25 protein-coding genes and 4 pseudogenes are annotated in these 25,100 nt (G+C 57.1%); 13 read left to right on the forward strand and 16 right to left on the reverse strand.

Annotated elements, in window-relative coordinates; all coding sequences use genetic code 11:
• Nucleotides 1-393 precede the first annotated feature (393 nt).
• Complete coding sequence (locus HALNA_RS00350) at nt 394-957, forward strand: ArsR/SmtB family transcription factor (protein WP_049934216.1); 564 nt, start codon at nt 394-396, stop codon at nt 955-957.
• 106 nt (nt 958-1,063) lie between these two features.
• Nucleotides 1,064-1,663, forward strand: coding sequence for a hypothetical protein (locus HALNA_RS00355; RefSeq protein ID WP_049934217.1), 600 nt, complete (start codon nt 1,064-1,066; stop codon nt 1,661-1,663).
• A 247-nt stretch (nt 1,664-1,910) separates the two neighbouring features.
• Here HALNA_RS00355 and HALNA_RS00360 read toward each other — a convergent pair whose 3' ends face one another.
• Together HALNA_RS00360 and HALNA_RS20395 are read right to left on the reverse strand one after the other, a co-directional pair.
• Entirely contained in the window at nt 1,911-3,152 is a 1,242-nt protein-coding gene (locus tag HALNA_RS00360) for an IS200/IS605 family transposase (RefSeq protein WP_049934218.1), read from the reverse strand.
• Between the two features lie 198 nt (nt 3,153-3,350).
• Nucleotides 3,351-3,527 carry a hypothetical protein gene (locus HALNA_RS20395; RefSeq protein ID WP_169718983.1) on the reverse strand — a complete coding sequence of 59 codons (177 nt, stop codon included), beginning with the start codon at nt 3,525-3,527 and terminating at the stop codon, nt 3,351-3,353.
• Nucleotides 3,528-4,262: 735 nt separating this feature from the next.
• Here HALNA_RS20395 and HALNA_RS00365 point away from each other — a divergent pair.
• Both HALNA_RS00365 and HALNA_RS00370 read left to right on the forward strand, forming a co-directional pair.
• Nucleotides 4,263-5,186 carry a helix-turn-helix domain-containing protein gene (locus HALNA_RS00365; RefSeq protein ID WP_049934219.1) on the forward strand — a complete coding sequence of 308 codons (924 nt, stop codon included), beginning with the start codon at nt 4,263-4,265 and terminating at the stop codon, nt 5,184-5,186.
• On the forward strand, nt 5,183-5,995 hold the full coding sequence (locus HALNA_RS00370; protein ID WP_049934220.1) for a DUF6036 family nucleotidyltransferase: 813 nt from the start codon (nt 5,183-5,185) through the stop codon (nt 5,993-5,995). The genes HALNA_RS00365 and HALNA_RS00370 overlap by 4 nt, the downstream gene beginning before the upstream one ends.
• Nucleotides 5,996-6,554: 559 nt before the next feature.
• Here HALNA_RS00370 and HALNA_RS00380 read toward each other — a convergent pair.
• The 4 genes from HALNA_RS00380 to HALNA_RS19585 all read right to left on the reverse strand — a co-directional run bounded on the left by HALNA_RS00380 (nt 6,555) and on the right by HALNA_RS19585 (nt 8,416).
• Nucleotides 6,555-6,884: a hypothetical protein gene (locus tag HALNA_RS00380; RefSeq protein WP_049934221.1), complete on the reverse strand. Its 330-nt coding sequence runs from the start codon at nt 6,882-6,884 to the stop codon at nt 6,555-6,557.
• A gap of 27 nt (nt 6,885-6,911) precedes the next feature.
• Nucleotides 6,912-7,244: a ribbon-helix-helix domain-containing protein gene (locus HALNA_RS00385; RefSeq protein WP_049934223.1), complete on the reverse strand. Its 333-nt coding sequence runs from the start codon at nt 7,242-7,244 to the stop codon at nt 6,912-6,914.
• A 153-nt stretch (nt 7,245-7,397) separates the two neighbouring features.
• Entirely contained in the window at nt 7,398-7,757 is a 360-nt protein-coding gene (locus HALNA_RS00390) for a MarR family transcriptional regulator (RefSeq protein WP_049934224.1), read from the reverse strand.
• Nucleotides 7,758-7,879: 122 nt separating this feature from the next.
• Nucleotides 7,880-8,416: a hypothetical protein gene (locus tag HALNA_RS19585; RefSeq protein ID WP_157573364.1), complete on the reverse strand. Its 537-nt coding sequence runs from the start codon at nt 8,414-8,416 to the stop codon at nt 7,880-7,882.
• Nucleotides 8,417-8,670: 254 nt separating this feature from the next.
• Here HALNA_RS19585 and HALNA_RS00400 point away from each other — a divergent pair, with 254 nt between their 5' ends.
• Both HALNA_RS00400 and HALNA_RS19030 read left to right on the forward strand, forming a co-directional pair.
• Nucleotides 8,671-8,961 carry a UPF0175 family protein gene (locus HALNA_RS00400; protein WP_049934226.1) on the forward strand — a complete coding sequence of 97 codons (291 nt, stop codon included), beginning with the start codon at nt 8,671-8,673 and terminating at the stop codon, nt 8,959-8,961.
• Nucleotides 8,962-8,967: 6 nt separating this feature from the next.
• Nucleotides 8,968-9,108: a DUF3368 domain-containing protein gene (locus HALNA_RS19030; RefSeq protein ID WP_245575958.1), complete on the forward strand. Its 141-nt coding sequence runs from the start codon at nt 8,968-8,970 to the stop codon at nt 9,106-9,108.
• A 683-nt stretch (nt 9,109-9,791) separates the two neighbouring features.
• Here HALNA_RS19030 and HALNA_RS00405 read toward each other — a convergent pair.
• Nucleotides 9,792-10,181, reverse strand: a pseudogene (locus tag HALNA_RS00405) (winged helix-turn-helix domain-containing protein); the annotation flags it as partial.
• Between the two features lie 919 nt (nt 10,182-11,100).
• Between HALNA_RS00405 and HALNA_RS00410 the strand changes: the two are divergent.
• Both HALNA_RS00410 and HALNA_RS21275 read left to right on the forward strand, forming a co-directional pair.
• Complete coding sequence (locus tag HALNA_RS00410; protein WP_049934228.1) at nt 11,101-12,093, forward strand: IS110 family RNA-guided transposase; 993 nt, start codon at nt 11,101-11,103, stop codon at nt 12,091-12,093.
• Nucleotides 12,094-12,352: 259 nt separating this feature from the next.
• Complete coding sequence (locus HALNA_RS21275; RefSeq protein WP_281172080.1) at nt 12,353-12,487, forward strand: hypothetical protein; 135 nt, start codon at nt 12,353-12,355, stop codon at nt 12,485-12,487.
• Nucleotides 12,488-12,855: 368 nt separating this feature from the next.
• Here the strand turns inward: HALNA_RS21275 and HALNA_RS00420 are convergent, their stop codons facing one another.
• Entirely contained in the window at nt 12,856-13,200 is a 345-nt protein-coding gene (locus HALNA_RS00420; protein ID WP_006183402.1) for a MarR family transcriptional regulator, read from the reverse strand.
• A 94-nt stretch (nt 13,201-13,294) separates the two neighbouring features.
• Between HALNA_RS00420 and HALNA_RS00425 the strand changes: the two genes are divergently transcribed.
• Nucleotides 13,295-13,612, forward strand: a complete 318-nt coding sequence (locus tag HALNA_RS00425; RefSeq protein ID WP_015310324.1) for a hypothetical protein — start codon at nt 13,295-13,297, stop codon at nt 13,610-13,612.
• A 198-nt stretch (nt 13,613-13,810) separates the two neighbouring features.
• On the opposite strand, the gene HALNA_RS00430 is transcribed toward HALNA_RS00425, so the two are convergent.
• Together HALNA_RS00430 and HALNA_RS00435 are read right to left on the reverse strand one after the other, a co-directional pair.
• Entirely contained in the window at nt 13,811-14,260 is a 450-nt protein-coding gene (locus HALNA_RS00430) for a winged helix-turn-helix domain-containing protein (protein ID WP_049934231.1), read from the reverse strand.
• A gap of 114 nt (nt 14,261-14,374) precedes the next feature.
• On the reverse strand, nt 14,375-14,713 hold the full coding sequence (locus HALNA_RS00435) for a DUF6788 family protein (RefSeq protein WP_006183538.1): 339 nt from the start codon (nt 14,711-14,713) through the stop codon (nt 14,375-14,377).
• A gap of 679 nt (nt 14,714-15,392) precedes the next feature.
• Here HALNA_RS00435 and HALNA_RS00440 point away from each other — a divergent pair.
• Nucleotides 15,393-16,619 carry an orc1/cdc6 family replication initiation protein gene (locus HALNA_RS00440; protein WP_006183539.1) on the forward strand — a complete coding sequence of 409 codons (1,227 nt, stop codon included), beginning with the start codon at nt 15,393-15,395 and terminating at the stop codon, nt 16,617-16,619.
• A gap of 373 nt (nt 16,620-16,992) precedes the next feature.
• Here the strand turns inward: HALNA_RS00440 and HALNA_RS00445 are convergent, their stop codons facing one another.
• From HALNA_RS00445 to HALNA_RS19590, 5 genes and pseudogenes are all read right to left on the reverse strand, one after another.
• Complete coding sequence (locus HALNA_RS00445) at nt 16,993-18,210, reverse strand: RNA-guided endonuclease InsQ/TnpB family protein (protein WP_049934233.1); 1,218 nt, start codon at nt 18,208-18,210, stop codon at nt 16,993-16,995.
• Between the two features lie 100 nt (nt 18,211-18,310).
• On the reverse strand, nt 18,311-19,312 hold the full coding sequence (locus tag HALNA_RS00450) for a hypothetical protein (protein WP_049934235.1): 1,002 nt from the start codon (nt 19,310-19,312) through the stop codon (nt 18,311-18,313).
• Nucleotides 19,313-19,533: 221 nt separating this feature from the next.
• On the reverse strand, nt 19,534-20,109 hold the full coding sequence (locus HALNA_RS00455) for a hypothetical protein (RefSeq protein WP_006183542.1): 576 nt from the start codon (nt 20,107-20,109) through the stop codon (nt 19,534-19,536).
• A 1,017-nt stretch (nt 20,110-21,126) separates the two neighbouring features.
• Nucleotides 21,127-22,011 carry an IS1595 family transposase gene (locus HALNA_RS00465; protein WP_049934237.1) on the reverse strand — a complete coding sequence of 295 codons (885 nt, stop codon included), beginning with the start codon at nt 22,009-22,011 and terminating at the stop codon, nt 21,127-21,129.
• Between the two features lie 124 nt (nt 22,012-22,135).
• Nucleotides 22,136-22,312 (reverse strand): annotated as a pseudogene (locus tag HALNA_RS19590) (IS1595 family transposase); the annotation flags it as partial.
• 78 nt (nt 22,313-22,390) lie between these two features.
• Between HALNA_RS19590 and HALNA_RS00470 the strand changes: the two are divergent.
• Nucleotides 22,391-23,221, forward strand: coding sequence for an IS5 family transposase (locus tag HALNA_RS00470; protein ID WP_049934238.1), 831 nt, complete (start codon nt 22,391-22,393; stop codon nt 23,219-23,221).
• A 33-nt stretch (nt 23,222-23,254) separates the two neighbouring features.
• Here the strand turns inward: HALNA_RS00470 and HALNA_RS00475 are convergent.
• A pseudogene (locus HALNA_RS00475) lies at nt 23,255-23,968 on the reverse strand (IS1595 family transposase); the annotation flags it as partial.
• 59 nt (nt 23,969-24,027) lie between these two features.
• Here HALNA_RS00475 and HALNA_RS00480 point away from each other — a divergent pair.
• Both HALNA_RS00480 and HALNA_RS21730 read left to right on the forward strand, forming a co-directional pair.
• Nucleotides 24,028-24,885, forward strand: a pseudogene (locus tag HALNA_RS00480) (2-oxoacid:ferredoxin oxidoreductase subunit beta).
• A 5-nt stretch (nt 24,886-24,890) separates the two neighbouring features.
• Entirely contained in the window at nt 24,891-25,040 is a 150-nt protein-coding gene (locus HALNA_RS21730) for a DUF7563 family protein (RefSeq protein ID WP_449404859.1), read from the forward strand.
• The last annotated feature ends 60 nt before the right edge of the window (nt 25,041-25,100 follow it).

Consider the following 25,100-nt stretch of genomic DNA (forward strand, 5'->3'; position numbering starts at 1 on the left):
TGGCGTCGAGGGCACATGCACTTTAGCCCGGCAGTCCGCCCGCTACTGCAGGCAGACCGCCCGGAATGGTCGGTCGCGAGCGACGCGGAGGGCGGAACGCGGCGAGCGGGGCGGGCCGTATCGTACCACACCAACCAGCCGATGAGTGTGCTTGCCCGACAACAACCCTCAGGTGGGACTGAAAGGGGCCGGGCGCTTGACGTGCCCCGACAACGCAAGCACCGCAGGAACGAGGCGCGCAGCGAGTCGCGGCCGGCGAGCGCACGGGGGCTTTCGAGGTAACCGCACCTGTCGCTAGAAGCTGTTTGTCCTTCCAGAGGACGTTTGGTGGGGGCTTCGGGGCTTCTCTGCGGCTACCCGAAACTTATGTCGGTCCCAGTAAGACCAAGCAGTATGTCCTTACTGCCCTCCACTGACGATGTATCTGCGGAACAGGAGGGCGAGATTCAGGTACTTGGTGTTACTGAAGACGGGACGGCAGATGTCTTCGACGCACTCGCTTCGGACACTGCTCGGCTCGTGCTGACCGCGATTTACGACGAGCCTGCGCCACCGTCTGCATTAGCGGATCGCCTCGATATGTCGGTGCAGAATGTTTCGTACCACCTCAACAATCTCGAAGACGCTGGCATCGTGCAGGTAGCTGATACGCGGTACTCCGAGAAGGGCAAAGAGATGAACGTGTATGCGCCAGCCGACGACCCGGTCGTTGTCTTCGTCGGCACGGAAACCCGCAAGACGGGATTTATTGATTTGCTCAAGCGACTCGTCGGCGCGTCTGCCCTGCTCCTCCTTGGATCGGTCCTGCTCTATATCTACCAAGGATTTGGTCTCGGTGCTGGCGGCGGTAGTGAATCAACCATTCGGGCACTGCTTGCAGTCCCCGGCTTTGAGTTCCTTCTCGGTGGACTGTTCATCCTTAGTCTGACCGTCATCTGGTGGCGGTGGAATCAATAGGTGGACTCCCAGTATCCGTCAAAATCAATTTTGAACCAAGCGGGGTGTTAAGCCTCGTCTCGGACAATGAACGAGTATGACGGTCTCACCTGGGGTGGCGCGGTAAATGGCACTGCCGACAGGGTTACTCCCCGTTCTCGCGTTCGTCATCACAATTGGAGTCTCAGTTCCAGTGGCCGTTACAACGCTTCTGGCCTCCCGAACGGGAACGCAGTCGATCAGGAGGGCGCTCCGACTGGCGCTTCTTGAGGCCAGTCTACTCTACCTCGTCGGCGTCGTCGTCGTTTGGGCAATCGCTGGGGGCGGATTGGACACGGAACTGTGGGAGATCCCGGCGACGCTCGTGGGCACGGGGATCGGCACGCTATTGATCTTGACGGCGCTTCCGCTGGTGGTCGGGCAAAAGATCATCCACCACTGGCGGCAGATCGAGCCGGAAGCCGCACTCCGATACACGGTCGCTGGCTGGCCGACTGCGATGCTCATCACCTTTGGAATCTTCATTGCGCCTGGCGGGCTCGCTCAGGGGACGCTCTTTGATATTGGCGGTCCCACGGTCTGTCTGGTAGGGTTCTGTGGAATCAGCCTCCTGTTGATGGGTGCATTCTTTTTAGAAGCACTCGTTGTCGTGGTCGGGCCGGGGTTGGTTGGTCTGATGCTTTCCGTCCGTGGGGAAGTGGGCGGAGGATCGCAACCGATTCGATGAGAGTAATCGCAAACATGAGTCGAATGTGCTACGTCGGAACTGACGATGGGCGGATCTACGCAATCAGGATCCGCGAGTAGCAGTACACGCATGTCTGGCAAGAAACCCATCTACACCCCATAATCGCCGGGCAACCGCGTATCTGTTCGAAAAGCGAGCGACCAGCGGGTCGACATCCACTCCATTCGTAGGAGCGTCCGCTCGCTAGCGTCAAGGACGCTACGGCGGCACCTCACGGGTCTGTGCGCTATTCGTTGGGTGTCACTATGGTTCCCTCGACGGGATGCCACTGGTGATCGTCCCACTGGAACCGCACGGGCCGTGCCGTCGGCCTGACTGTCGTGTTCGTCGCCTGCTCAAGCAGCGCTTTCGAAGCCACGAGATCAGCATGGCCCTCGAAGCCACACGGACAGGTCAGCGTCTCACGATGCCGGTGTGTTCGTTCCCGTTCGCCACACTCCGGACACGTCTGGGACGTCCACGCCTCGGAGATTGCTTCTACGTCGATACCAAACTCTTCACAGACAGATTCGAGTCGATCAATGCACTGTTGGTGAGCCCAGAACGACCGCGCCTTGAAGTTGGCTTCCACCGACCAGTACTCCCCAAGAACGCCGGTGAGATCGCCGTGATAGATGGTCGTCATACTAGCCGCGTCTAACCGTTCGACCAGATCCCTGAGGAGGGCGTTCACTGCGTGGTCGCGCCGCCGAGATCGCGTCCGGTAGAGGCGCTTGATTCGCTGACTGGTGTGTTGCTCGTCAGGGAGTTTCGCCTGGGCATCGGCGATTCGGTTGGTTGTCTCTCGAAACTGCTCGAACGGCGTCTGTCCATTGTACAGGTACTGCTCCCCGCTCGTTGTCGTACAGGCAACGAGGACATTTGCACCGAGATCGAGAGCGGCGGCTTCGGAACCATTTGACTCACTCGTTTCGATCTCCTCGACGGTTGTCGACTGGTGGACACGGTACGTCTCTTCAACTGAATCGTATCTGATTTCGAGCCGGCCACTGTCTCCGCGCCACTTCGGATTGCCCCGAACTGGCAATCGGAGCCGTTCGTACATCCCGAATCCGTACTCGTCTTTGAGATCCATTCCGATGCGAATCTCCAGTCGTGACCGCTCATTCCACCGAATGGTGTACGAATCGTCACGGATGTAGGTGTGGAGGTTTCGGCCCTCGTCTCGATTCCCCCAGTAGCCGGGGGGACTCGGATCGTACGCTGGATCGTCGAGAAGCTCGAAGAACGAGCGCCATGCCGTATCGTTCACGCGAGCGATCTGTTGGGTTGTCGCTCCGCTCAGCACGTCGACGTACTCGTCGTAGTAGCCATCGCACTCCCAGACGCTTTCGCCGTCGAAGAACCGCTGTCGGCGGTCGTAGGTGAGCTGGTTCCAGAGGCTTGCTGAGGCATCCAGTACTCGCACGAGAATCTCTTCTGTCGTCTCAGATTGCGGAACGAGATCGAACGTATTCGTTCGATTCATGGCTCAGCATTCGATTGCGCTCCGGACACGCCTGCGCTGGGGTCAGTTGTCTGCACGATTCTCGGGCGACTGCTACTTAGGCTGAGGTGACAGTGCCATCTCATCGGGACTCCCTCTCTGGTGAAGGCTCGATTACGTCGCGCCTCCGCCCATCGTGGGCGCGAAAAACAACCACCAGAGGAGCGAAATCAGAGTCCCTCAGCGGTCGCTGTGCTCCCACATCCGCGGGACGTAGCCAAGATGTTCGATGTCGTCGGCGTAGTCACGAAGGAGGCCGACCAAGACGACTTCAGGCACGCCGGCTTCGGCTTGTTCAACCAACCACTGTTCCAGTTCGTCTCCGGCCCGCTCAATGTCGGTGAGATCAACCGACATCCGGGCAGTCCTTCTTTGGGTGACGGTTCACCTGTCGCTGGTGGCGTTGGTCCATCAGGAATCACCTAGTTCTACGCAGGCACAACGGTTCGCGCCTGCACCCTTTACAAGCGCAAAAAGAACCACCGGTGGCGTAATCAATTCAGAGGTGAGCCCATACCGATATGCCCGCTCGTGTCCGGCCCGATGTGCGGGTCCGTGTCCAGGGCGACTGTCGCCGAGAACGCGCGCCGCGGTGTGGCGCGCGACAGCGCAGGCGGCACCAAGCGCTGGAACGCGAAAGCCCGCAAGGGGCGCAACCGACGGGGATACCCGCTGGCGCCGAGGGCACATGCATTTTAGCCCGGAACGGGCGCGGGCGGTGCGGAGAGCGCCCGCACGCCCGGAATGGTCGGTCGCGAGCGACGCGGAGGTCCCGCGAGCGGAGCGAGCGGGACGCCGGTGAGCTTGCTCACCGGAAGGCGGAACGCGGCGAGCGGGGCGGGCCGTCACGTACACACCTGTCCAGCTGGCCGCGACACTCGGCGATCCAGCTACCGTCCTGGTGGACTCAGAAAGGGCGAGGCCGTCTCGGTCACCGGGAGAGCAGGCTCTTCCGAGCTAACGGGCGGCGCGCCGCCCGTGAACGGCCGAGGGCCTTCATCGTGTTTCTCACCCAGCAACCTCAGCTGAGTCAGTTATACTCGTTGCGAGATAGCGAAGTTATTTAAATATCGGTTCGTATCTACGCAACAGATGCTTACCGAAGGCGAGGTTCGCGCGCTCACCGTCCTTCACGGTGAACAGACAGTCTCCGAATTTGCGACCCAGCTGGACCGCAGTCTCAGCTACACGTCTGAACTTGTCGATCGTCTCGAAGCGACCGGACTCGTCGAGACGCGTCGACAAGGGAAAACAAAGCAGATCCGGCCATCGGACGCGAAAGCACTCGAACTCCTCACAGACATCACCCAAGAGTATTCGCACATCGACTGGCCTGAACTGTTGTCGGGCGCGACGTTCCGCGTTCTCTACTATCTTGAAACACCGCAGGTCGCAATGGAGCTCGCACGCCGGGCCAACATTCACAGGAGCACCGTCCATCGCGCCCTCGATCCACTTCAGCATCGAGGGATCATCTACGAAACTGACGAGGATGCATATGTGCTGAACGAGGGATTCGAACAACTGAGTACGCTTGCTCGGGAACTCGTTCACCACGACCATCGCCAGACCGTCGAACAACACACCGACACCTACACGATTCTCTGGGAGTCACTCGACGAGTTCCTCGTCCAGACCGCAGATGAGATTACCGTCGAGGACTTCCTTTTGACGGGGCCAGAGCGTTTCCAGACCTACGACCTGCCCCTTCTGGCCCGCGACCGTCGGTACTATTTCCATTCAGAGACGATGAATGATCTCTCGCCGGCGATGCTGTGCTGTCATATGCTCGTAATCGATTCGGGCGCACGTACCCAGTCATACTGTCTGCTCCTGCTCAGCCACGTTGACGTCGACTGTGACGAACTGCGTGACCAGGCCACAAAGTACGGCGTCGACGATCTCGTCGAGGACTTGCTCACGTATCTCGACACGAGTGGCGAGGAGCGGGCATCTCGACTTCCCGAGTGGGAGGAGTTCCAAGAATTGGCTGAGGACTACGGGGTGTCAGCATGAGGGCGCGATTCGACAGTTCGTACATTCGGTCGGAACTCGAGCGCATCGGCGAGCAGCTAGACGACCCGCTCACTGTCTTCTTGATCGGCGGTGGGGCAATGGCGTTCCAGGATCTCAAGACCACTACCAAGGATATCGATCTCATCGTCGCATCCGGTGATGACCTCGGGCAGCTCCAAGCAGTACTGCTCGAACTTGGTTACGATATCGTTCGGGAACCGGACGAAGAATACGAAGCGCTCGGTGCTCAGCGAATCCTCGAGAACGATGATGGGTGTCGAATCGACATCTTTCACCAGCAGGTTATCGATAAACTGGTTCTTTCTGACGGGATTCGGAAGCGCAGCGAGCGGTACCTCAACCCCAGCAACTTGGTGGTCGAACTCGTGAGTCCAGAGGACATCTTCCTATTCAAGGCGGTCGCCGGACGGGTGGACGATATCGAAGATATGTTTTCGCTGCTGCAGACTGACCTCGATTTCGACGTCGTCGAAGCAGAACTCGCCGCGCAGATCGACCTCTTGGACCAAGAGCTATTCGTGACATACGTGAACGAGGCGTTGGCCGATCTCACCGAGCAACACAACGTGAGGACACCCCTGCATGAGCCGGTCGCGGAGATTACAGAGCGCGTCTACGAGGAACTCGAGGTGCTTCACGCCCTCGACGAACCGAAATCTATGCCTGCCCTCCAGCAGGAACTCGATTACACCACGGTTGAATTACAGGATATCGTGAGTCGTCTCGAGGAGAAAGACGCAGTCAAGAAAACCGCTGATCGCATCGAGCGTCTTTCGACGACGATCTGACGGCGAGGGATACCGGAATCTGTGGCGTAATGCCAAGCGGTGCGGCTTATTGGATACTTTCCCTATCCATGGATAGGGAGACTCCCCATTAGTCGCGGTCAAGCGCGACGTCGACTTCGTCAACGAGGTCCTCCATAGATTGTGACCCGAGCCGCAGTTCGATGCCGGCCTCCTGGAGAATCTCCTCCATCTCCCAGCGGATAACGCCGGTTCGCTCGGCGGCTTTGCCGAGCGAGATTTCACCGAGGACGTAAAGCCGATCGTAGTCGCAAACTCCTTGGTGTCGTCGACAGCGGTGTTATAGCGATCAGTACCTATACGATCTACGTGTACGAACGCGGAGCAAACACGTTACTGTGACTCTGGTATTCGTCGTCCGCTACGTTACCGGTGGCTGAGCTCCAAGTGTTATTCTTGGTTGAGGTGATCATCAATTCTTCCCAGAGCTGGGACGGTCTCGGGCGATACATACACAGGTGCCGGTCGTGCGGTCTACTTCGCGGATGTAGCCCTATATGGTTGGGAGATGCGAAGCGATTGCGGGTGTTTGGGCCTCCTTTCAGCCGTCTTGATCGCGGTTCAACTCCCGAAGGGTCCAGACAGCCGTCGTGCCGATCCGAACACCATCGAAATTGCGTATATCGAGGTTGACCGTGGCTGTCCGAAACGGATAGTGCTCAACGAGGACGCGATGGATGACGGTCCGGACGGCGTCTTCACCATATTGATCGACGACAGCTGCCATGGCTTCGTCGAAATGTGCGTTGTGGTGGTCCTCACGCGGTTTCCGTGCTCGATCAAGGACGAGTGTGATCACGTCGTCGACCGATGCATGGGCTGGATTCTCCGTCCGTTCCCGAACGTCGTAGAGCGCGTCGGTCTCGGTCATGGGTAGTACCTATCCACTGTCGACGTTTCACGCGTCGGACCCGTACACCTGCTCGGACGTCTCCTCTCGTGCTTCTTCGACGGCTCGTTCGAGGTCGTCTGCATCGACTTTCTCGCCGAGTGCTGTAAGCTCGGCGGCGATCTCACTAGCAGACTCGTGGCTCTGTTCAGCTTCAGCGAGCAGCTGCTCCAGCCGGAGCGCGGCGATCGCTGTATTGTCATTAAGCTCGCGGAGATGGGCGCGGCAGGCCTCTTTGATGAACTCGCTCTTGTTGGTGTAGATCCCCGTTTCATCGTGGAACCGCTCGATCTCGGTGTCGAGTTCGACTGGAAACTTGACGCTGACACTCGCGTATTTCATTATAGTACCATCGTACTACGAGTATTTGAATACTGGCTGCCCGTGCGGGGAGGTTTTCAGGACGATATGTAGTCGATCAACTGGCTGGTCACATCCTTGGTGCGATCGTCGACGAGAGAGGTCAGGTAGTGCTCGGCAAGTCCTCGAACGCAGTCACTGTACGTCCTCCATCTCGTCGGTCTGGAGGTCTTCGAGAGGTGCCTCACCGTATTGTTCGTCTGCCGTCTCGTAGTGTCGGTGGAGCTGGTAGGCAGATTGAAGCCGTTCCTCATCGTCCGTGATCGCCCAGTACGGGCGCTTGTGCCGCACGAGACCGCGTTCCTTCAATCGCGAGAGAATCGCACCAACGGCATCTGTATCCAGCCCGAGTTGTTCGGCGATCGTTGCCGCCTTCCACGCCCGGTCGTCATTCTTGTCGAGGAACAGCACGATTCGCTCGGTATCATTCCGCTCCTCGAATTCGTCGGCGTCAGCGTTCTCGAACTCGTCGATATCGATGGTACCGCTCGACATAACCTAGTGTTGGGGGTGTTGGAATATAGCCGTTTGGGGTGTTGGCTACCGTGGATGGGGTGGTTCCTTCTTGCGCTCAGATACATCCCTGGCGGGACGTGCTGCCGACTATGAGTCACTGATCACTCCAGTTTAACTTCACATTGCGTAACAGTAGCCCGAATTTCGTTTGGATCGAATTCCGGATTACTGCCTGTGGGCGGGGCTGTCTGCGCTGGATAGGGGACGATCCACTCGTCATTGCCTGACGGACGGACTGCTGTGACGAAGCATTCGAGATAGTCCCCTACTGTGAGTTGATGGGCGTCGAAGAAGGAGGGCGGGATCGGAAGTGTCCCGGCAACCTCCTCGACGAGGTCGACTGGTTCTTCGTGACGATGCTGTTCTGTCACTTCCTCCGGTGGAAAGTCCGCATACGGTTCGATTGCGGCGGAGCCGTAGGGCTCATACAGCTCCCATTCGACTTTTTCTCCGATCGCACAAGTGCGATCACCAGTGTCGTTGACTGTTTTGACGACGATCAACCGCACCCGGTTCGGTGGGACGGCTTCATCTCGTGGGACGATCGGCAGGTTGTAGTCGATTCCCAGTCGCTTCCAGAAGCAAATGTGCGGCGCATCTGGCGCCCCACGAATCCGTTCAAGGACATGGTAGCCCATATCCGTCGATTCGCAGGTCTCGGTGTTAGTCGATGGGGCTGGTGGGTTGTACGGTATCTGGGTATCCCTCTACGAGAGTCGGGGTTGAGAAAGGCATTTATTAACCAACAAGCGCGAATAATCGAGCATCTGTTGGTTAATATTCATCTCGTATCCTCTGACTTCCTTCAGTGGCCGTGGACGGGCTTCACCACACAGGAGCCTTCCCAGGAAGCACCGAAGCGTTTGTACACATTGCAAATGAAGTAAACGGTATGGGGACGATCTCGATACGCGTTCCCGACGAGCTGGAAGCCGAACTCGAGGCATATCTCGAGGAGGAAAAGCTCGAGCGGAGCACGGCCGTTCGGAAACTTCTCTCCAAGGGGCTCGAAGAGTGGCGTCGCGAACAGGCACTCGATCAGCTTGCGGCCGGATCCATCACATTCAGCAAGGCGGCTGAGCTGGCCGGGATGTCGGTCTGGGATTTCGCCCAGCTCGCCAAAGAACGTGATATCACCTGGGTAGCGGACGACCATCTCGACGCAGATCTTGAGGCGTTGTGAATGTGAATGTTGAAACTCGCTAGCGAGGGAACGCTCAGTGTCGACGATGCCCGAACCGTAATTGATGCGATTATCGACGAGGGCAGGTACTGCGCTCCCGATGTCTACGCGAAGATCATCCAGAAACTCGACTCGCTGGCAGACTGATCTGCCCCCGCTGCAGCACAGAGGGAACAATCCATAGCGAGAGTCCGTTCTTTTTTCGGTCTGTTCGCGTGCCATCACGAATGTAACACTAGTCTGACACCATCCACTCGACTATATGTGGACTTTCGCCTCGCTACCACTGCAACTGACCGAATCTGTGACCTCCTCCTCGTCGTAAACGGCGAGGCTTCCCACGGCACCGCACCGCTGGGTTGGGATATTTGCTGGTTTGTAGTCCGGTCGGCATGACGGGGGTACTGGCGGGGCCACACCGCCGTTACTCCTATCCCGGTAGGGGACTCGGAGTTATCTTGAACTGAGACACCACAGCGGTTCGAGATGGTGTCTCGAACGTTCTGGGCCTCAGAGTCCCGATATTGTGCATTTGGATGGGCGGTGTGGCCGCCTCGGTGTATATCATACTACGATACGATCTAATTTAAATATCCGTATTGCCGCTGAACGTGGTTTGTGTCGGCGCTGTCGGATTCACGCCCGTCGTAAACGACGGGATTCTCTCCTTGTAGAAAGATAGCACGTCGGTGACTTTCCCGAGTGTGTTAACCAACGTCACGAATTCATGACCTACATTTTGTTGGTTAATATCTGGAGCACCATCTTGGTAGATGAACGACTGGAGTAGTCGCTGGAGACCGACGACAAGAATGTCCTCTGGCAGCTTGCGAATAGGCGTCGTTGAACTCCCGTTCACGGCGCATCAGCTCTTCGACACCGTGCTCAAGAATACCCCGCCCCATTGCTGTCGGCCGATAGTACGTGTAGAAGCCCTGGCTATCAGCAGTCCGTCGCTGGCGCTTGTCGACGAGCCCGACGTCGACCAGTTCGTCGAGGTGGTAGTGGAAATTGTGGGATTCGACATCGACCGCGGCCTTGAGATCGGCAGCACTCAGTTCATCGTTAGCGACGAGCGTGCGGAGGATCCGAAACCGCGTCGGGTGGCCGATCGCCTGTTGCATCGCGAGGTACTCCTCGAGCGTCAGCCCGCTCTCTTCGGGAAGCGGCGGGTCCGGCTGACGAACCTCCTCTGTTGGCTGGCGATCGGTTTCGAACATCTGGAGGTGGCCCAATCCGGATATGGTATGGCCATATACTTAGTCATTCTCGACTACGCTCTTGTGAAGCAGATTATATGCGGAACAGGCGCAATACCACGGCCTTCAGGCCGTGGATACGCGCCGTCACTTAGTGACACGTTCCACCGACAATTGCAGAGCCGAGTTTCTAATCCATACGTTCAAGTGGCAAAAACCGCTATACCGTGGTACGGTCAGGTCGGAACGGAGCGGATTCCGAACGACCTTCGGAGGCGGCCAGCCCGCCATCCAATGAGACAATATCCGGAACGCCGACGTGGTGAACGCGAATCCCAGACAGGTTCGTCTTGTGCCCCGTCGGTCGAGCAAGCTTCAAGATACCTCCGAGTCCGGCGACGTGTCAGCGACTCCCTGCTGGCACAAACAACAGATGGGAGTCAACGACGCCGAGGATAGGAGTACCAGCCGCTTGGCACGGCTAGACAGCCACCGACCACGACGACTGGGTTAGACGCGGACTCCCGTGAAGTGGCGGCGTCTATGGTTGCAGACCTGAAACTCCCACCGCTCGGGATTCCTCCGCGTGAACGCGGAGGAGGATGTCAATGGTGAGGCCTCTCCGGACTGAGTGAACTCGGTCGATCGCTTCTTTCAACCTGTCTTGCTCCCGCTCTGGTGAGTCCGACCGTCGTGCAGAGCTACAACAAAATCGCCCGACAGCTCGCCACCAACAATGATTCTGTGAGAATCCTGCTACTAAGCCCCTGGGTGCGTGAATAGGTCACAGGGGTTGGCAGAGACCGCTTGTGTAGCAATGCTTCGAGCACGCAACCAATGACTGGTCCCACTGCCGTGAAAGAACGAAGAAAACTGTGCCATAGAGCACGCATAGGTGTCTCTTCGATTCACGCACGCACAACCCCAACGGAGGCGTTCCATGTACCTCGGGATTGATACCCACAAACACTACTCGCAAGTTGCCGTCGTGGACGACGACGGCAACTTGCAAGACGAGATTCGCCTGCAAAACGAGGACCTTGCTACTCTTGCTCAGGAGTACGCTGGTGGCGAAGCAGCCATCAAAGCATCGGGGACGTACCGCCCGATCTACGAGATGCTCGACGAGCATCTCGATGTCACACTGGTGAACCCAGCGAAAACACGGATCATCGCCGATGCAACAGTCAAGACGGATCGCGTCGATGCGAAGAGACTCGCGCACATGCTCCGGGCGGATATGCTCGCGGAAAGCTACGTTCCTCCGGACGAGATCCGCGAACTGCGGGATCTCGTCCGGACCCGTAAGTCGCTCATCGAAGAACGAACAGCGGAGAAAAACCGCGTGCGAGCCGTTCTTACACGGACAAACAACACCTACGACAGCGAGTTGTTCGGTCCAACCGGGCGAGAGTTCCTCGCGGAACTCTCGTTGAGTGAAGCTGACCGAACGATAGTTGAGGCCCATCTCTCCGTGATTGAAGAACTCACTGAGCAGATCGAAGAGATCGAGGACCTCATCGAGATGAAGGTCCTCGAATATAGCGAGACGCAACTGTTGCTGTCGATTCCTGGCGTTGGAAACTTCACGAGTGCGGTGATTGTCGCTGAACTCGGAGAGATCGATCGGTTTGACCGCCACGAAGAGGTCGTGAGCTACGCCGGATTAGATCCGACGGTTCACCAATCTGGTGAGACAGAAGTGCGCGGGAGTATCAGCAAAGAGGGCCCAGCGGTGTTGCGCTGGGCCCTCGTTCAGGCTGCGACAAACGCTGTTCGCTACGACGAGTATCTTGGGAACTTCTATACTCGACTCAAAGAGCGGAAAAATCACAAGATTGCGATTGTCGCAACAGCTCGGAAACTGCTCGTGTCAGTCTTCTATATGCTGACACGCAAGGAAACCTACAACCCACCGGAGGTGAGTGCCTGAGCGACCGGACCGGTCGCTCAGGCATCCGGGCACGCATCCCGGAGTAGCGACAGCTCTCTCGATGAAGATGTCCTCCGCCAGTGGAATTTCGACCAGCCGAGACAAGCGACGTAAAGCGATTATACGCTCTCTCAACCAACTGGACCGTGCCACCCGAAGTATTAATAATTCGTATCAGGTAATTTCGGACGCAGGATTCTCATAGGTGTTCTACGCAAGAACGTACGGGATATACCTGCATCGTGCCGCCAACGAGATCGTGGCTGAAGCCGTCGAACACGACTGTTCGCATATCGTGTTCGGGGACCTGACCGACATTCGTGAGACTATGCCAGAGGCATCGTGGCACCATCTGTGGACGTTCCGCCGCCTCTACGAGTACGTCGAAGACTAAGCCAGAGAACAAGGCGTCAAAGCCCGTGCAAGTGGGCCCACGGAACACGTCAAAACGGTGTTCGACCTGGGGTTTGCTCACGACGACACCGCCACGGCGAGGATTTCGAATGTCAGGATTGCGGCTACCAGAACCACGCCAAATACAATGCTTCCAAGAACCTCGGTGTTCAGTCTCTTCGGTGTCAGCAAAACGCAGACGACGGAGGCGCACCCGTAGACGTGCGCTTGAATCGCGGGACGCTGAACGTGAGTGAAGAGTTCGACCTTCCTGCCTCATTCGAGGCGTAGAACGGGAGTCCACGCGAAAGCCCTACCCTCAACGAGCGAGTGGGGCCATTGCCCCCGAGCGAAGTAGGGTAGAGTAGTTTACTCACCGGCTGCGTTCAGCGCACTGTTCAACTCGAAAAGCTCCTGAACGGCATCGCTCTTGGCGACTTGATACCGGCGGGGTGACGAGTTCGCTACTTCCTCGACGATCTCGGTTTCTACCAGAAGGTCGATGTACTTGCTCACTGTCTGCCGGGTAACGCCAGCATGATCCGCGAGCTCCGTCTTGGTGAACTCTCGGCCCGGGGGGAGCGTGAGAATGGCGTCGATGAGGATTGGGACACTCTCGTGCTGAAAGAGATACAAGACACCGCTCGGATTCTCCAGGCGGGCCTCCTTGGTGTCCTTCTCCGCTGCTGGGTGTTTCTGAGGTGATTCGCTCATACTGTTGGTTTACCGGTGATAACACATAACTGTTGTCCCGGGCGTTAATGCGCATTAACACACTCTTATCAAAGAGGCATAGAAAGAGGGGAATATGCGTAAGCCGTCGGTGAAATGTGCGCTCCTCGCAGCAATGATAGCCGAGCATCGGTGGGGCTCGCCTATCGTTGAAGAGAACCTCCTCTCTATTGCTGCTATCGAGACGAGTGACTACCCCACCGCCAGCGACGTCTTCGACGAGCTGCGGTCCAAGCCCTACATCACGAATCAAGGGAACCGAGGAATCGAACTCGACAACAGCGAGTTCGGTCACCTAGCCGATGTCCTCTACCACGAGTGCGACTGGGAACCGTTTGAGATCAAAAGCCGCCTGAAACACTACGAGGGCTGGGAAACCCACGACTGGGCGTGACCGTGTTCAGACTTACGTAGGCAGATCGTACCCCCTCGTTTGAGTTCCCGGTGGGGCGACTATAGCCCAACTGCGCGTGATCTACAATGCCGATCATAACAGTCAGTTTCACATTACGAAAAGGCGGCTGCAGCCCGTGGTCTGTTGCGGAGCTGTCGGCTTCCTCTCCGGCTCGAAACCGCTGACCCATTCCTCGACTTACTCGGTTGCTTGTCCCGGACGTGGCGCTTGTGCATACTTATCGATCTCGGGCGTGGTGTCCAGCCGCGTATACATATCCTGTAACGCCGCTTCAGCTCGCAAGAGGCCCGCCTCCGATAGCAACGCTCGTCCCTCCTCTGTCAGCCCGTAGAAGCGCCAGGGAAGATCTCGTTGTCGACGGTCGTCGGGAAGCATCCGTTCCTCGACGATACCGTCCTCGATCAAGATCTCGAGATGCTCGCGGATCGTACTCTGGCTCTTGCTTGGGTTCACGTAGCTGAGTTCCTTGAGCGAGGGTAACTGCTTCGGATGGGATAGGATATTCTGAATCAAAACGAAGCGGGTCTCCTGGGTGACGGTGTTGAGACGCTGGCGCTGAGTTTCAACGGTACTGTCTATCCCGGAGAGCGTCCGTGGCGTATCCGAGTTCGAGGGATCAGATGGCATAGTAGGCGTTCATAATCATAGGCCGACCGTCGATTCACCCCAAGCTATGGCCGCTTGAACATTAACTACTTTGGCGAGCACCAAATTGGTATAGACCGAGCCGAAGAGAGACGATCATTCCGTGACCGCTCCTTTGTACTCCCAGTCGAGACTATCCCCTTGTCGGCGGACGATGTACTTGTAGGGGCCATGGAGCTCGCCAGATTGGCACTTGCAGTTGTCTTTGCCACAGCTGACTTTCTTGATCACCACAGTCCCCCCGCTCGATTCTTCGACGGCTTCGATCGTCTCGCCTTCGCCGGCGTCGATATCTTCGGCAGCGACGTCCTGGCGGTACTCGAGGAGATCGTCGATCCAGTCCCGGAGGGTGCGTAAGTCTGCGTCGTCTTGCTTCGGGACGCCCTCAGCGAGATACTGCGGGAGCGAATCGGGAGCCGGTGGTCGAGGGGTCATTGTCTTACCAAACAACACGGATTACTAGAGAATAAATGTTTGGTAAGATTTGAGAGCAACCCTCCAGCATTTCCGGAGCAATCACTATCGAGAGTCGCTGAATCGGCTGATTGTCGAGAATTCAGTAGCTCGGGAGGTTTGGTATCCACCCTTCCGCCAGTTCCGGATCTTTACGTTTCCATGATACTAGAGACACCAGATTAGATTCATAAAATAGTGGGGTGATCCTCAGAAGAGTATAGCAAATCAGCATGTTCGACGAAAATTGCTGAAACGGTGGTGGGTGTGACCGCTCGAACCAACCACGATGATCGAAGGAGGAGTTCGGGACATAGAAACCAGACCGGGCCGCGATTGAGACTACCACGGGATGTGGTAGGAAGACAGAGACACACCACTCTTGCAAGTGAAGCCCAGAATTCGAGACAGGGGACAAAGTAGTACAGAGAAGCAGTTGCGGGGATACAAACGTCGGTACCAGCACAAAGAGAGCCTCTAGGACGTGAATTCTTACAACACCACCACCCAGATATGTCAGCGCTTTAGTTGAAATTGTGGACTGTTGCTCTAGTCACTACTACTAGTCTAGTGCTTCACTTGTAAGAGTGGTGTGTCTGTGTTCTTCACTTGAAACAGATGTAGGGGTGGTTTTATATAGGAGACGTGGGAAAGCGGTGACATGCGTCGATTCGAGCGGAAGCAGAACATCTTCCGCAACAAAGACGCCCTTGGAGAATCCTACCAACCCGACCAAATCGAGGAGCGAGATGAGGAGATCGAGGAGTATATGGACGCCCTCCAACCCGTCGTTGACGGTTGGGAACCGAACAACATTTTCCTCTACGGGAATACCGGCGTCGGGAAGACCGCCGTCACCGACTATCTTCTCGACAGACTCCAGGACGATGTCGCTGACTACGATGACGTTGACCTGTCGGTTATATCGGTGAATTGCAAGACACTGAATTCCTCTTATCAAGTCGCCGTAGAACTCGTGAACAAGCTTCGTCCTGCTGGCGGTGAAATCAGTTCTACTGGTTATCCCCAACAAACTGTCTTCAAGAAACTGTACGGGGAACTCGAGGCAATCGGTGGGACGATTCTGATCGTCTTGGACGAGGTCGACTCGATTGGTGATCGAGACGAATTGCTGTACGAACTTCCACGAGCTCGGGCGAACAACAACCTCGACTCGACGAAAGTCGGTGTAATCGGAATCAGTAACGACTTCAAATTCCGCGATCAGCTGGATCCTCGCGTTCAAGACACACTCTGTGAACGGGAACTGCAGTTCCCACCATATGATGCGCCTGAGCTGGAGAACATTCTCGAGTCCCGTGCCGAAATCGCAATCGCCGAGGGTGCCGTTGAGCAGGGTGTGTTGAACTTCTGTGCGGCTCTCGCTGCTCGCGACAGTGGAAGTGCCCGACAAGCGCTTGACCTCCTTCGATTAGCGGGCGAGATTGCGGAAAATCGCGAAGCGGACCTCATCGAGCGTGACCACGTTGAGGCAGCACGATCTCGTCTGGAACAGGAACGTGTGGAGGAAGGAATGCGAGAACTGACGACGCACGGGCGTCTCGCACTGTTAGCCGTTATCTCGAAAGCCGCCAAGGACGAGACGCCATCCCGAACGCGGGAGATCTACGAGGAATACACCGCACTCTGTGATTCCTCTGGGACCGACTCGCTCGCCCAACGATCCGTGCATAATCATCTGTCCGATCTTCGGATGCTCGGGATTCTGTCGGCCTACGAGAACCGGAGCGGTTCTCGTGGGAACTACTACAGCTATGAACTGGACGTTCCGTTCACAAGTGCGATTGAAGCGATGTCCGACGTTCTGCGGTTAGAAAGCGAAATAGAGACGATCCGAGAAATCGCGTCGATGAACAACGTCGCATAGACACACCACTCTTGCAAGTGAAGTCGCTGCTGTCGAGTGATTTTGCCTGTTCACTTGCAATAGTGGTGTGGTCAGTTCTGACTGTGTTCACTCGCAGCTGTGGTGTGCTTCACTTGTAACCGTGGTGTGTGTCTTTGGGATGATCAGTGCTGGTGATTTTGTTCCGTCAGAAGGTAATGTCACTTGATTCAGGCTCTTACCTAACATCGGTGGAATACCTATACATCTGTTTGGTAAGATACAAAGACATAGCGACAGAGGTGTTTATCCGCAACATCGTCGAAAAAAGGATGATCACGACATCAGCGCGTTACCGATCTGCCTGTAAATTGCCTCGGGGTCAAGCCCCGAGGCTTTCGCGTGGACTCCCGTTCTATGCCTCAACCGAAGCAGGGGGCACGTACTCCCCACTCACGTTCAACGTCCCGCGATTCAAGCGCACATCTACGGGTGCGCCTCCGTCGCCTGCGTTTTGCCGACGTCGGAGATACTGTAAACCGATGTTTTTCGCAGCGTTGTAGTCGGCGTGGTTCTCATACCCGCACTGCTGACACTTGAACGACTCCTCGTTCCGGTTATCGTCGTGGGTAAACCCACACGTCGAACACCGATTCGACGTGTTACGCGGGTCTACCTGTACAGCTTCGACGCTGTGTTCTTTGGCCTTGTATTCAACGTACTCGTAGAGGCGTCGAAACGCCCAGATGTGTTGCCACGTCGCTTCAGGAATGTTCTCTCGGATGTGGGTCGAATCCTCGAACACAATATGCGAGCAGCTGTTCTCAACGGCCTCTTCGATAAGTTCGTTCGCCACCGTGTGCAAGTATATTTCGAAGCGTCCGTACTCTTTCTGTCCAACGCTCTCGATGTTCTCGTGGGCATACCGAGAGTCACACTGCTGAAGCGACCCACGACGCTTCTCGTATTCTCTGCGCCAGTGGTTGAACTCGTCTGCCGACCAGAACCGCCCAGTCGAAGCGACGGCAAGGTTGTTGACGCCTAAATCCACACCAAGGACTGTTCTGTGCTTGGATTCGGATTTAGACGATTCCTCGTCTGCTTCGACTTTCCGCATCGAGGCGTGGAGGTACCAGTCACCATCGCGGTACTGCAAGTGCGCCATCCGAAACTCGAAGGCCTCGTCAGAAACGTACTTCGTGGGTGGTGTCTCCGAGCCGTCAGGGAGGATGTAGTCGCACTCAATGCGCCCGTCTACGGTTGAAAGGGAAACATGATCTCGGTGGAACGTCGCACTCCGCTTGTCGTAAACTGCGCTGTCTGCCGAAAAGTGTGGTTTCGACGTGTTCTCACCACGTTTGAGGCGTTCGACGCCACTTTTGACGGCTTCAACCGCTCTACGAATCCCTTTCTGAACGAGGTTGGCGGTAAGGTCGGTTTCGTCGCGGAGTTGGTCATAGAGGGCGTGTTCGGCTTTGGCTTTCGAGGTGACGTGGTATCCGTCGTCGCCGTGCCAGCACCACTCCGATGCGGTGTTGGCGCAGTGTTTGAACTGCTCGACCGTCTCTCGAAGAGAGGCGTCCGCCCCTTCGGGAGTGTCGAGTTTGATGACGGCGGTACGGCGGTACTCCACTGTATTTTCACATATACGGGCGAAGTTACTTATACGTCGGGGAGTCGTCCCGCCATCGTAGCGTGGTTTGTGTCATCGGGTGTCAGCTTCCTCCCCGACCTCAAGGGTCGGGGCATCCGCCTCGTCCCGCCTGTGAATCGGCATAGAATTCTTTTGCTGAATCGAAGCCGGTGAAATCCTCAATCCGCGCTTCGAGAGCTTCAATTTCGTCGCGCAGTTCCGCAGCTTCCTCACTCTCACTCGCTGCCAGCTGCTCTTTGAGCCCTTGCAGGCGCGTCTCTTTCACGTCTTCGTCAACCTCGGATTTCCGGACGTAGGCCCGCTCGTCAACGTCGTAGACGTCCTCCTCCCGAAGATTGGTCACGTCGAGAGCGTCATTGACCTTGTCCGGCTCAATACCGAGGACCCGCTCGCGATCGATGCCCGCGTCCTCGAGGACAGCGAGAACCTCCTCGTCGTCTTTCAGTGACTTCGAACGCCGGCTCGTGCGCTGGATCGAGCCGTACTGAGCGTGTACCGGCTGGCCGTGTTGTACCCGGTCGAGTAAGACGTCCGCGACGTCTTGTCGGAGATCATCCGCGCCACGCTGAACGTCCGACAGCAGCGTATAGAGGTCGATGAGTCCATCCGTCTCGAGATCCGCCATCGCGGTGGGATCGTGGCGTTCTAGGGCGTCGATCAGCAGGAGCGCATCCGCATAAACATCGATGTCGGGTTCGGCTCTGTCTGTCTGCTCCGATGGCTCGTCGTTGAGACCGTGTGTTGTGGTCGGAGCGTCGGTTTCGCGGAGCACGCCGGCGTCTACATCGATCTCGATGCGAGGATGGAGCGTGAGGACGGCCGCGTACGGCTCGGCGTCCGGTGGGAGCCGATCAAGGTCGAAGCCACCGGCTGTATCTTGGAGCCGTCGATAGAGCGTTTCGAACTGCTCACGCTGGAGTGGTTGGGAATCGCCCGACTCCAGGAATTCGATGATGATGCGGTGCTCTTGGGTATCGGTGATGTGAAATCGCGTGTCCGAGAGTGGCGTGACGAGGGTGGCAGTTGAGGCGAGTTCCTCGGCTTCTTCGAGAAGGGTATGCCACCTCGCACTGTACGTCATATCCCTCATATGATTCTGAGGCCACAAAACTCCGTGTCTTCTTCGGAACCGTTGGTATGACTGACGAGTGGACTGCAGCTCTGTATGGATACTTATCTTACCAAATTATACATTCGACATTCTAAGACTCTGTTTGGTAAGAAAGCGACACAACGGAACAAGCACGGTCATCTGTGGGTGTTCAGGAGTCTCTGGATCTCCAGTCTTGCTCTTGGAGCAGTCTACTCGAAGGCATCTCGGAAACCCTCTGGAAGCAACGAGCCCGGTTTCTGCGCGTGAAAGGCGACGTTCTCGCGAGCTTGATTGATGTGCTTCTGGACGCTCTCGTCGTTGTGGTTCTCGGCCAGCGTCTCTAGCTCAGCCAGCATCGTCTGTAGTTCGTCCTCAGCGCCGATCAGTTCAGCTGCGACTGCCAATTCCTTGAGGCCCTTGGCTGCGGCGCGTCGCACCCGTCCATCGTCGTCGACGAGCGCGTCGAGGTAGAACTCGCGAAGTCGGTGACGATGCGTCGCGATCTCATCGAGCGTCCAGTCGTCCGGTAATACTGCGTCGGTGCGATCAGCTCCGACCGTTCGAAACGCAAGCCCCGGATACAGGGCGGCCGCAAAGCGAACGACAGACTTACGCTGATAGCCATTGTCACTCGCGTAGAGGTCACGACACCGCTCGAAGCAGTCATCGAACAGGGCCGCTCGCTCTTCAAGTTCCATGTCGTCGACAGAGTCGATTGCACGGTTCACGCGGTCGGTGTCACCCGAAGACAGCGCAGCGGCGAACGCGTCGGGTGTTTGATCCATGGTCGTCCGTTTGCTGGCGACCTGTGTAACTCCTCGGACTACGAGGTGCAGCGGATACGGCAGTGCCTGTGGGCGTGAAATCCATCGTCGCTGATGAGAACTATACACGTCGGTTGTTTAGCCGTCACGGCGTCCGGATATACTTGTACAAACGAGTAGTAGCGGCTACTATGACGGACGACGAAGCGCCGGTGTAGCAGTGTACGCTGGATACGGCGCTGGATCTCCCGAAGGCGCTTGAGGCAGCTGCGATCGAGTATCTCGATGTCGACGAGCATCGGACGATCGTGATCTACCAGAGTGCCATTCTTATGATCACGGCTACTGAAGGCCAGACAACGGCCGCACGGGCGTTCGATGTTGCACTCTGGGAGCCGCCAGTAGAGGATTTCGATCGTGACCCTGTCGACCTTCTCACGACGTTCATCGACGAACTTGTAGCAACGACAGGCGCGTCTCGCCGGTGATCAGTCCTTCTTGAGCGGCGTGGGAATCCCGCCTGCAGTAAAGCGAGCGACCGCTCCACATCTTGTACACTCGTCGACGAACGCACAGACTCGAAGTGGGGTTTCTACCTCACGAATGCCACTGCACACGGAGCACTCGAACGTGGTACGATACCGGACTGACGGACGGTGGTGTTGTCGCCGTGGGTGTGGGTTTGACGCTGCTGTCGACGTCGATGTGTCCTCTCGGGGTGTCTCGGACTGGTCGTGATCGAGCTGCCAGGCCGAATCGGGAAGCGTTTCGAAAATGCGATTTGGCTTACTGACGCCTCCATCGAGAACACCAGGCTCGGCTGGCTCGCGTGCGTCGTCTGATCGGGATCCATCAACTGAGCTACTGTTGACGTGTGACGCATCTCGGTGACCCAGAGGATCCGTCTGTGCCCACGCACCGAGTTCGACGGCCTCTGCCTCCTCGTAGAGCACGCCGTCGATGGCAGCCGCCAGTTCGGCGAGTGGCTCGGAAATCTCGGACTCCCCGTGTTCGCTCTTCTGTAGCACATTGTTGATTTCAGAGAGTGGCTTTGACGGCGTGTTTGAGCGCTTTTCGTCCGGGTTTGCGGTAGAGTTCTCGTCTGAGTTGGAACGCTCGGAGATACTGTGTGAGGCGATCTTTTGAGATGCCTCGATGCGGCGAGAGCCACCGTCGCGCCAGCGACGCGTGGCTCTCGCAGGTGTTCACGTGGACCTCCTCGTCGGCGTACTCACCGTCTCCGTGAACGACGTATTCGCGGTCGAATTTCTCGTCTTCAATAAGCGGATCGTACGCACGAAATCCGTCGGTATAGACAGTGAGAGGCTCCTGCTGGCGGTCAGCCAGCAGGAGCCGGATCGTCGATTCGTCTGCGGATTTCACCGGCACAACGTACCGTTGCTCGGTGCCGCGATCCACGAGGACGAACACGGGTGGTTTGTCTTGATCATACGTTCCGCGTCCACGTCGTGAGAGGCCGCGAGAGCGCGACCAGCGGTCGCGCTCGCGGCCTTTCAAGCCGGCAGAGACGTAGAACTCGTCAATTTCAACCGGGCCACGGAGATCGAGTGACGGCGCGTCGAGCGCTTCGGTGAAGCGCTCGACACGCCTGTGGATCGTTTTGTAGGTGACATCGATTTCGCACTGTAGTTGCCTGAGACTGGTGTTAAACCGCAAAAACGCGTAGATCGAGAACAACCATCTGCGGAGTGCGATCTTCGAGTGAGCGAAGATTGTGCCGGTCTTATCGTTGAACGTGCGGTCGCAATCCTTACAGAGATACCGCTGAAAGTGCCCGTAGCTGCCGTTTCTGACCGTTCGGTCAGAACGGCAGCGAGGACAGGAAACGCCGTCACGCCAGCGAACCTGCTGTAACAGGTCCGCTGCGACCGATTCCGACCCAAACGCATCTAGCGGAATCATCCGTGTCGGACACCGCTGACGCGGTGTCTTTGTCCTCTTCGACACGACAGCGACAGCTCGCCAGTATCAACAATCTCCTACAGAAGAGCGTCCGATACGCTCTTGTGAAGCACGTTGTTGATTTTCAGAGGGCGGCGTCGATAGCATGTTTGAGCGCGTCGTCACCTGGTTTTCTGTAGAGTTCGCAGCGGAGCTGAAAGGCTCTGAGATACGGCGTTAGCTTGTCTTTTGACACTCCTCGGTGGGGCGAGAGCCACCGTCGCATCAGCGACGCGTGGCTCTCGCAGGTGTTGACGTGAACGGGCTGTGTTGAATCACTAGACGGCGTCGGGATAGGTCGCTAAATCGAAGGAGTTGAAGCGGGAGACTCCAGTTGTCTATGACCCAAATCTCCCGCTTCACTAGCGAAGTCGTCCCGATTTCTCAAAGAGTTACTGGCGATGGAGACGAATCCGCCGCCCCAGAAGGTGGCGGCGGATTCGCCGACTATGCCCCCGTTTCCCTCCACTGTCTACGGATTTACCTCGACACGTCCTACCGAATGACGATTGACCTGCCCAAAGAGATGCCACAAATAACCGGGGAGATCGGCCTCAGCGCGGCCGATCTCCCCTCTCCATCCACGTTGTGTAAAGCGTTCGACCGAATCAGTATGAGCGTCTGCCGAGTGCTGCTGCGCCAGTCGGCGCAGCTGCACGACCCCTCGAAACACGGCGCGATCGACGCGACATTCTACGAACGCTCAACAGCGAGCCGCCACTACTGCCAGCGAATCAGCTACCGCGTACAGAAGCTGAAAGTCACGAAACTCGTCGATACAGAGACGCAAGCAGTCCTTGACGTACACTGCTCAACGACTCGGGAAGGAAGCGACGCAGACCTCGCCGAGCAGATCGCCCGCCGGAACGCGGGCGATCTGCGGTCTCTTGCCGCCGACAAGGGATACGACAAGCAATCGCTCCGCGAGTCCCTTCATGACCTTGGGATTCACCCGCTCATCAAACATCGTATCTTCGCACCCTACGACCACGTGCACAACGCCAGAATCGACGAACAGCGCTACAATCAGCGCTCTATGACCGAGACCGTGAACTCGGCTGTGAAGCGCTCGCTCGGCTTCGCCGTGCGAGCGCGTTCGTGGTTCCGTGAGTTCCGAGAAATCGCCCTGATGTGTGCGGTCTACAACATCAAACGCTTCGTGAAACAGTGAATTCGAACGCAGTATGGCGATTCAACACAGCCCGTGAACGTCACCGTCAGCGTATTCTCCGTCGCCGTGGACGACGTATTCACGGGTGAATGCGTCGTCGTCTTCTAGCGGGTCGTACGCTCGAAATCCGTCCGTATAGACGGTCAACGACTCCTCGTCGTGGTCAGCAAGCAGGAGTCGAATGGTCGATTCGTCGGCGGATTTCGCTGGCACGACGTAGCGCTCGTCCGAGCCACGATCGACCAGCCTGAACACCGGCGGTTTGTCGCCGTTGTACGAGCCTCGTCCGCGTGTAGACAAACCACGCGAGCGCGACTCTTGATCGCGCTCGCGGCCTTTGAGACCGGCAGACACGTACACTTCGTCGATTTCGACCGGTCCAGACAGCGTGATCGAAGGCGCGTCGAGCGCTCTGGCGAAGCGCTCGACGCGCCGTCTCACCGTTCTGTACGAAAGATCGAGCTCCGCCTCGATCTGGCGAATGCTCGTGCTGAACCGTAAGAAGATGTAGATCGTGAAGTACCACTCTTTCAGCGAGAGCTTTGAGTGAGCGAAGATCGTGCCGGTCTTGTCGTTGAACGTCCGGCCGCAATTCTTACACAGATACCGCTGATACTCCCGATAGCTGCCGTTTCTGACCGTCAGGTCAGAACGGCAGCGGGGGCACTCGACGCCATCACGCCAGCGAACCTGCTGCAACAGGTCCGCTGCAGCCGATTCCGACACGAACCGGCTTATTGGGAACATATCGGGCACCGCTGGCGCGGTGCCCTTGCCCTCTTCGACTTTCAGCCACAGCTCTCGCGATCAACAATCTACTTCGCAAGAGCGAATCCGATAAGCAGCCAACGTGGTGTCCCGGTTGCGGTGACTTCGGCACGATGAACGGGATGATGAAAGCGCTAGCGAATACCGGGAACGACCCGGACAACACGTTCATCGTCGCGGGGATCGGCTGTTCCGGGAAGATCGGGACTTATATGCACAGCTACGCGCTCCACGGTGTTCACGGCCGCGCACTCCCAGTGGGTATCGGGGCGAAGCTGGCGAATCCGAACCTCGAAGTGATGGTCGCTGGCGGCGACGGAGATGGCTACTCGATTGGCGCTGGCCATTTCATCCACGCCGTCCGCCGCAACGTCGACATAACATATATATTGATGGACAACTGAATCTACGGCCTCACGAAGGGACAAGCCTCGCCGACCTCGCGTGAGGACTTCGAAACCTCGACGACGCCCGAGGGGCCGAAACAGCCGCCGGTCAACCCACTCGCGCTCGCACTGGCTGCCGGGGGGACGTTCATTGCGCAGTCGTTCTCGTCGGACGCACAGCGCCACAACGAGATCGTTCAGAGAGCCGTCGAACACGACGGCTTCGGCTTCGTCAACGTCTACAGCCACTGTGTGACGTTCAACGACGTCGATACCTACGACTACTTCCGAGATACGATTGTCGATCTCGCCGAGACTGACCACGATCCGACGGATTACGACGACGCTACGGACGCAATTATGGACGGCGATAAAGAGTACCAGGGTGTAATCTATCAGGACGAGCACTCGGTTGCCTACGAAGAGCGTGAAGGGCTCTCAGAGAATATGGCTGTCATACCCGACGGAGCGCCGGACGATGCAACGGATCTCGTTCGGGAGTTCTACTGATACCTATGCCTGATTGCGCTACCTGTGGCGGACATATTTCTGCTCAGTTCGCACGAGTTTTCGGCGACAAAGACGGCGTCGTTCTCGCGTGCCCGTCCTGCTCGCCTAATGCTGGTATTGGAAAAGAAATACAGCAGCGAGCTGATAATATATAGGATTCTCTCTCTCCCAGGCCCTAACCCAATTGTATTGATGTCCGTGGACGGGCCGAGTCG

Origin of the sequence: Haloplanus natans DSM 17983 (assembly GCF_000427685.1) — an archaeon.
GTDB classification, from domain to species: Archaea; Halobacteriota; Halobacteria; order Halobacteriales; family Haloferacaceae; genus Haloplanus; species Haloplanus natans.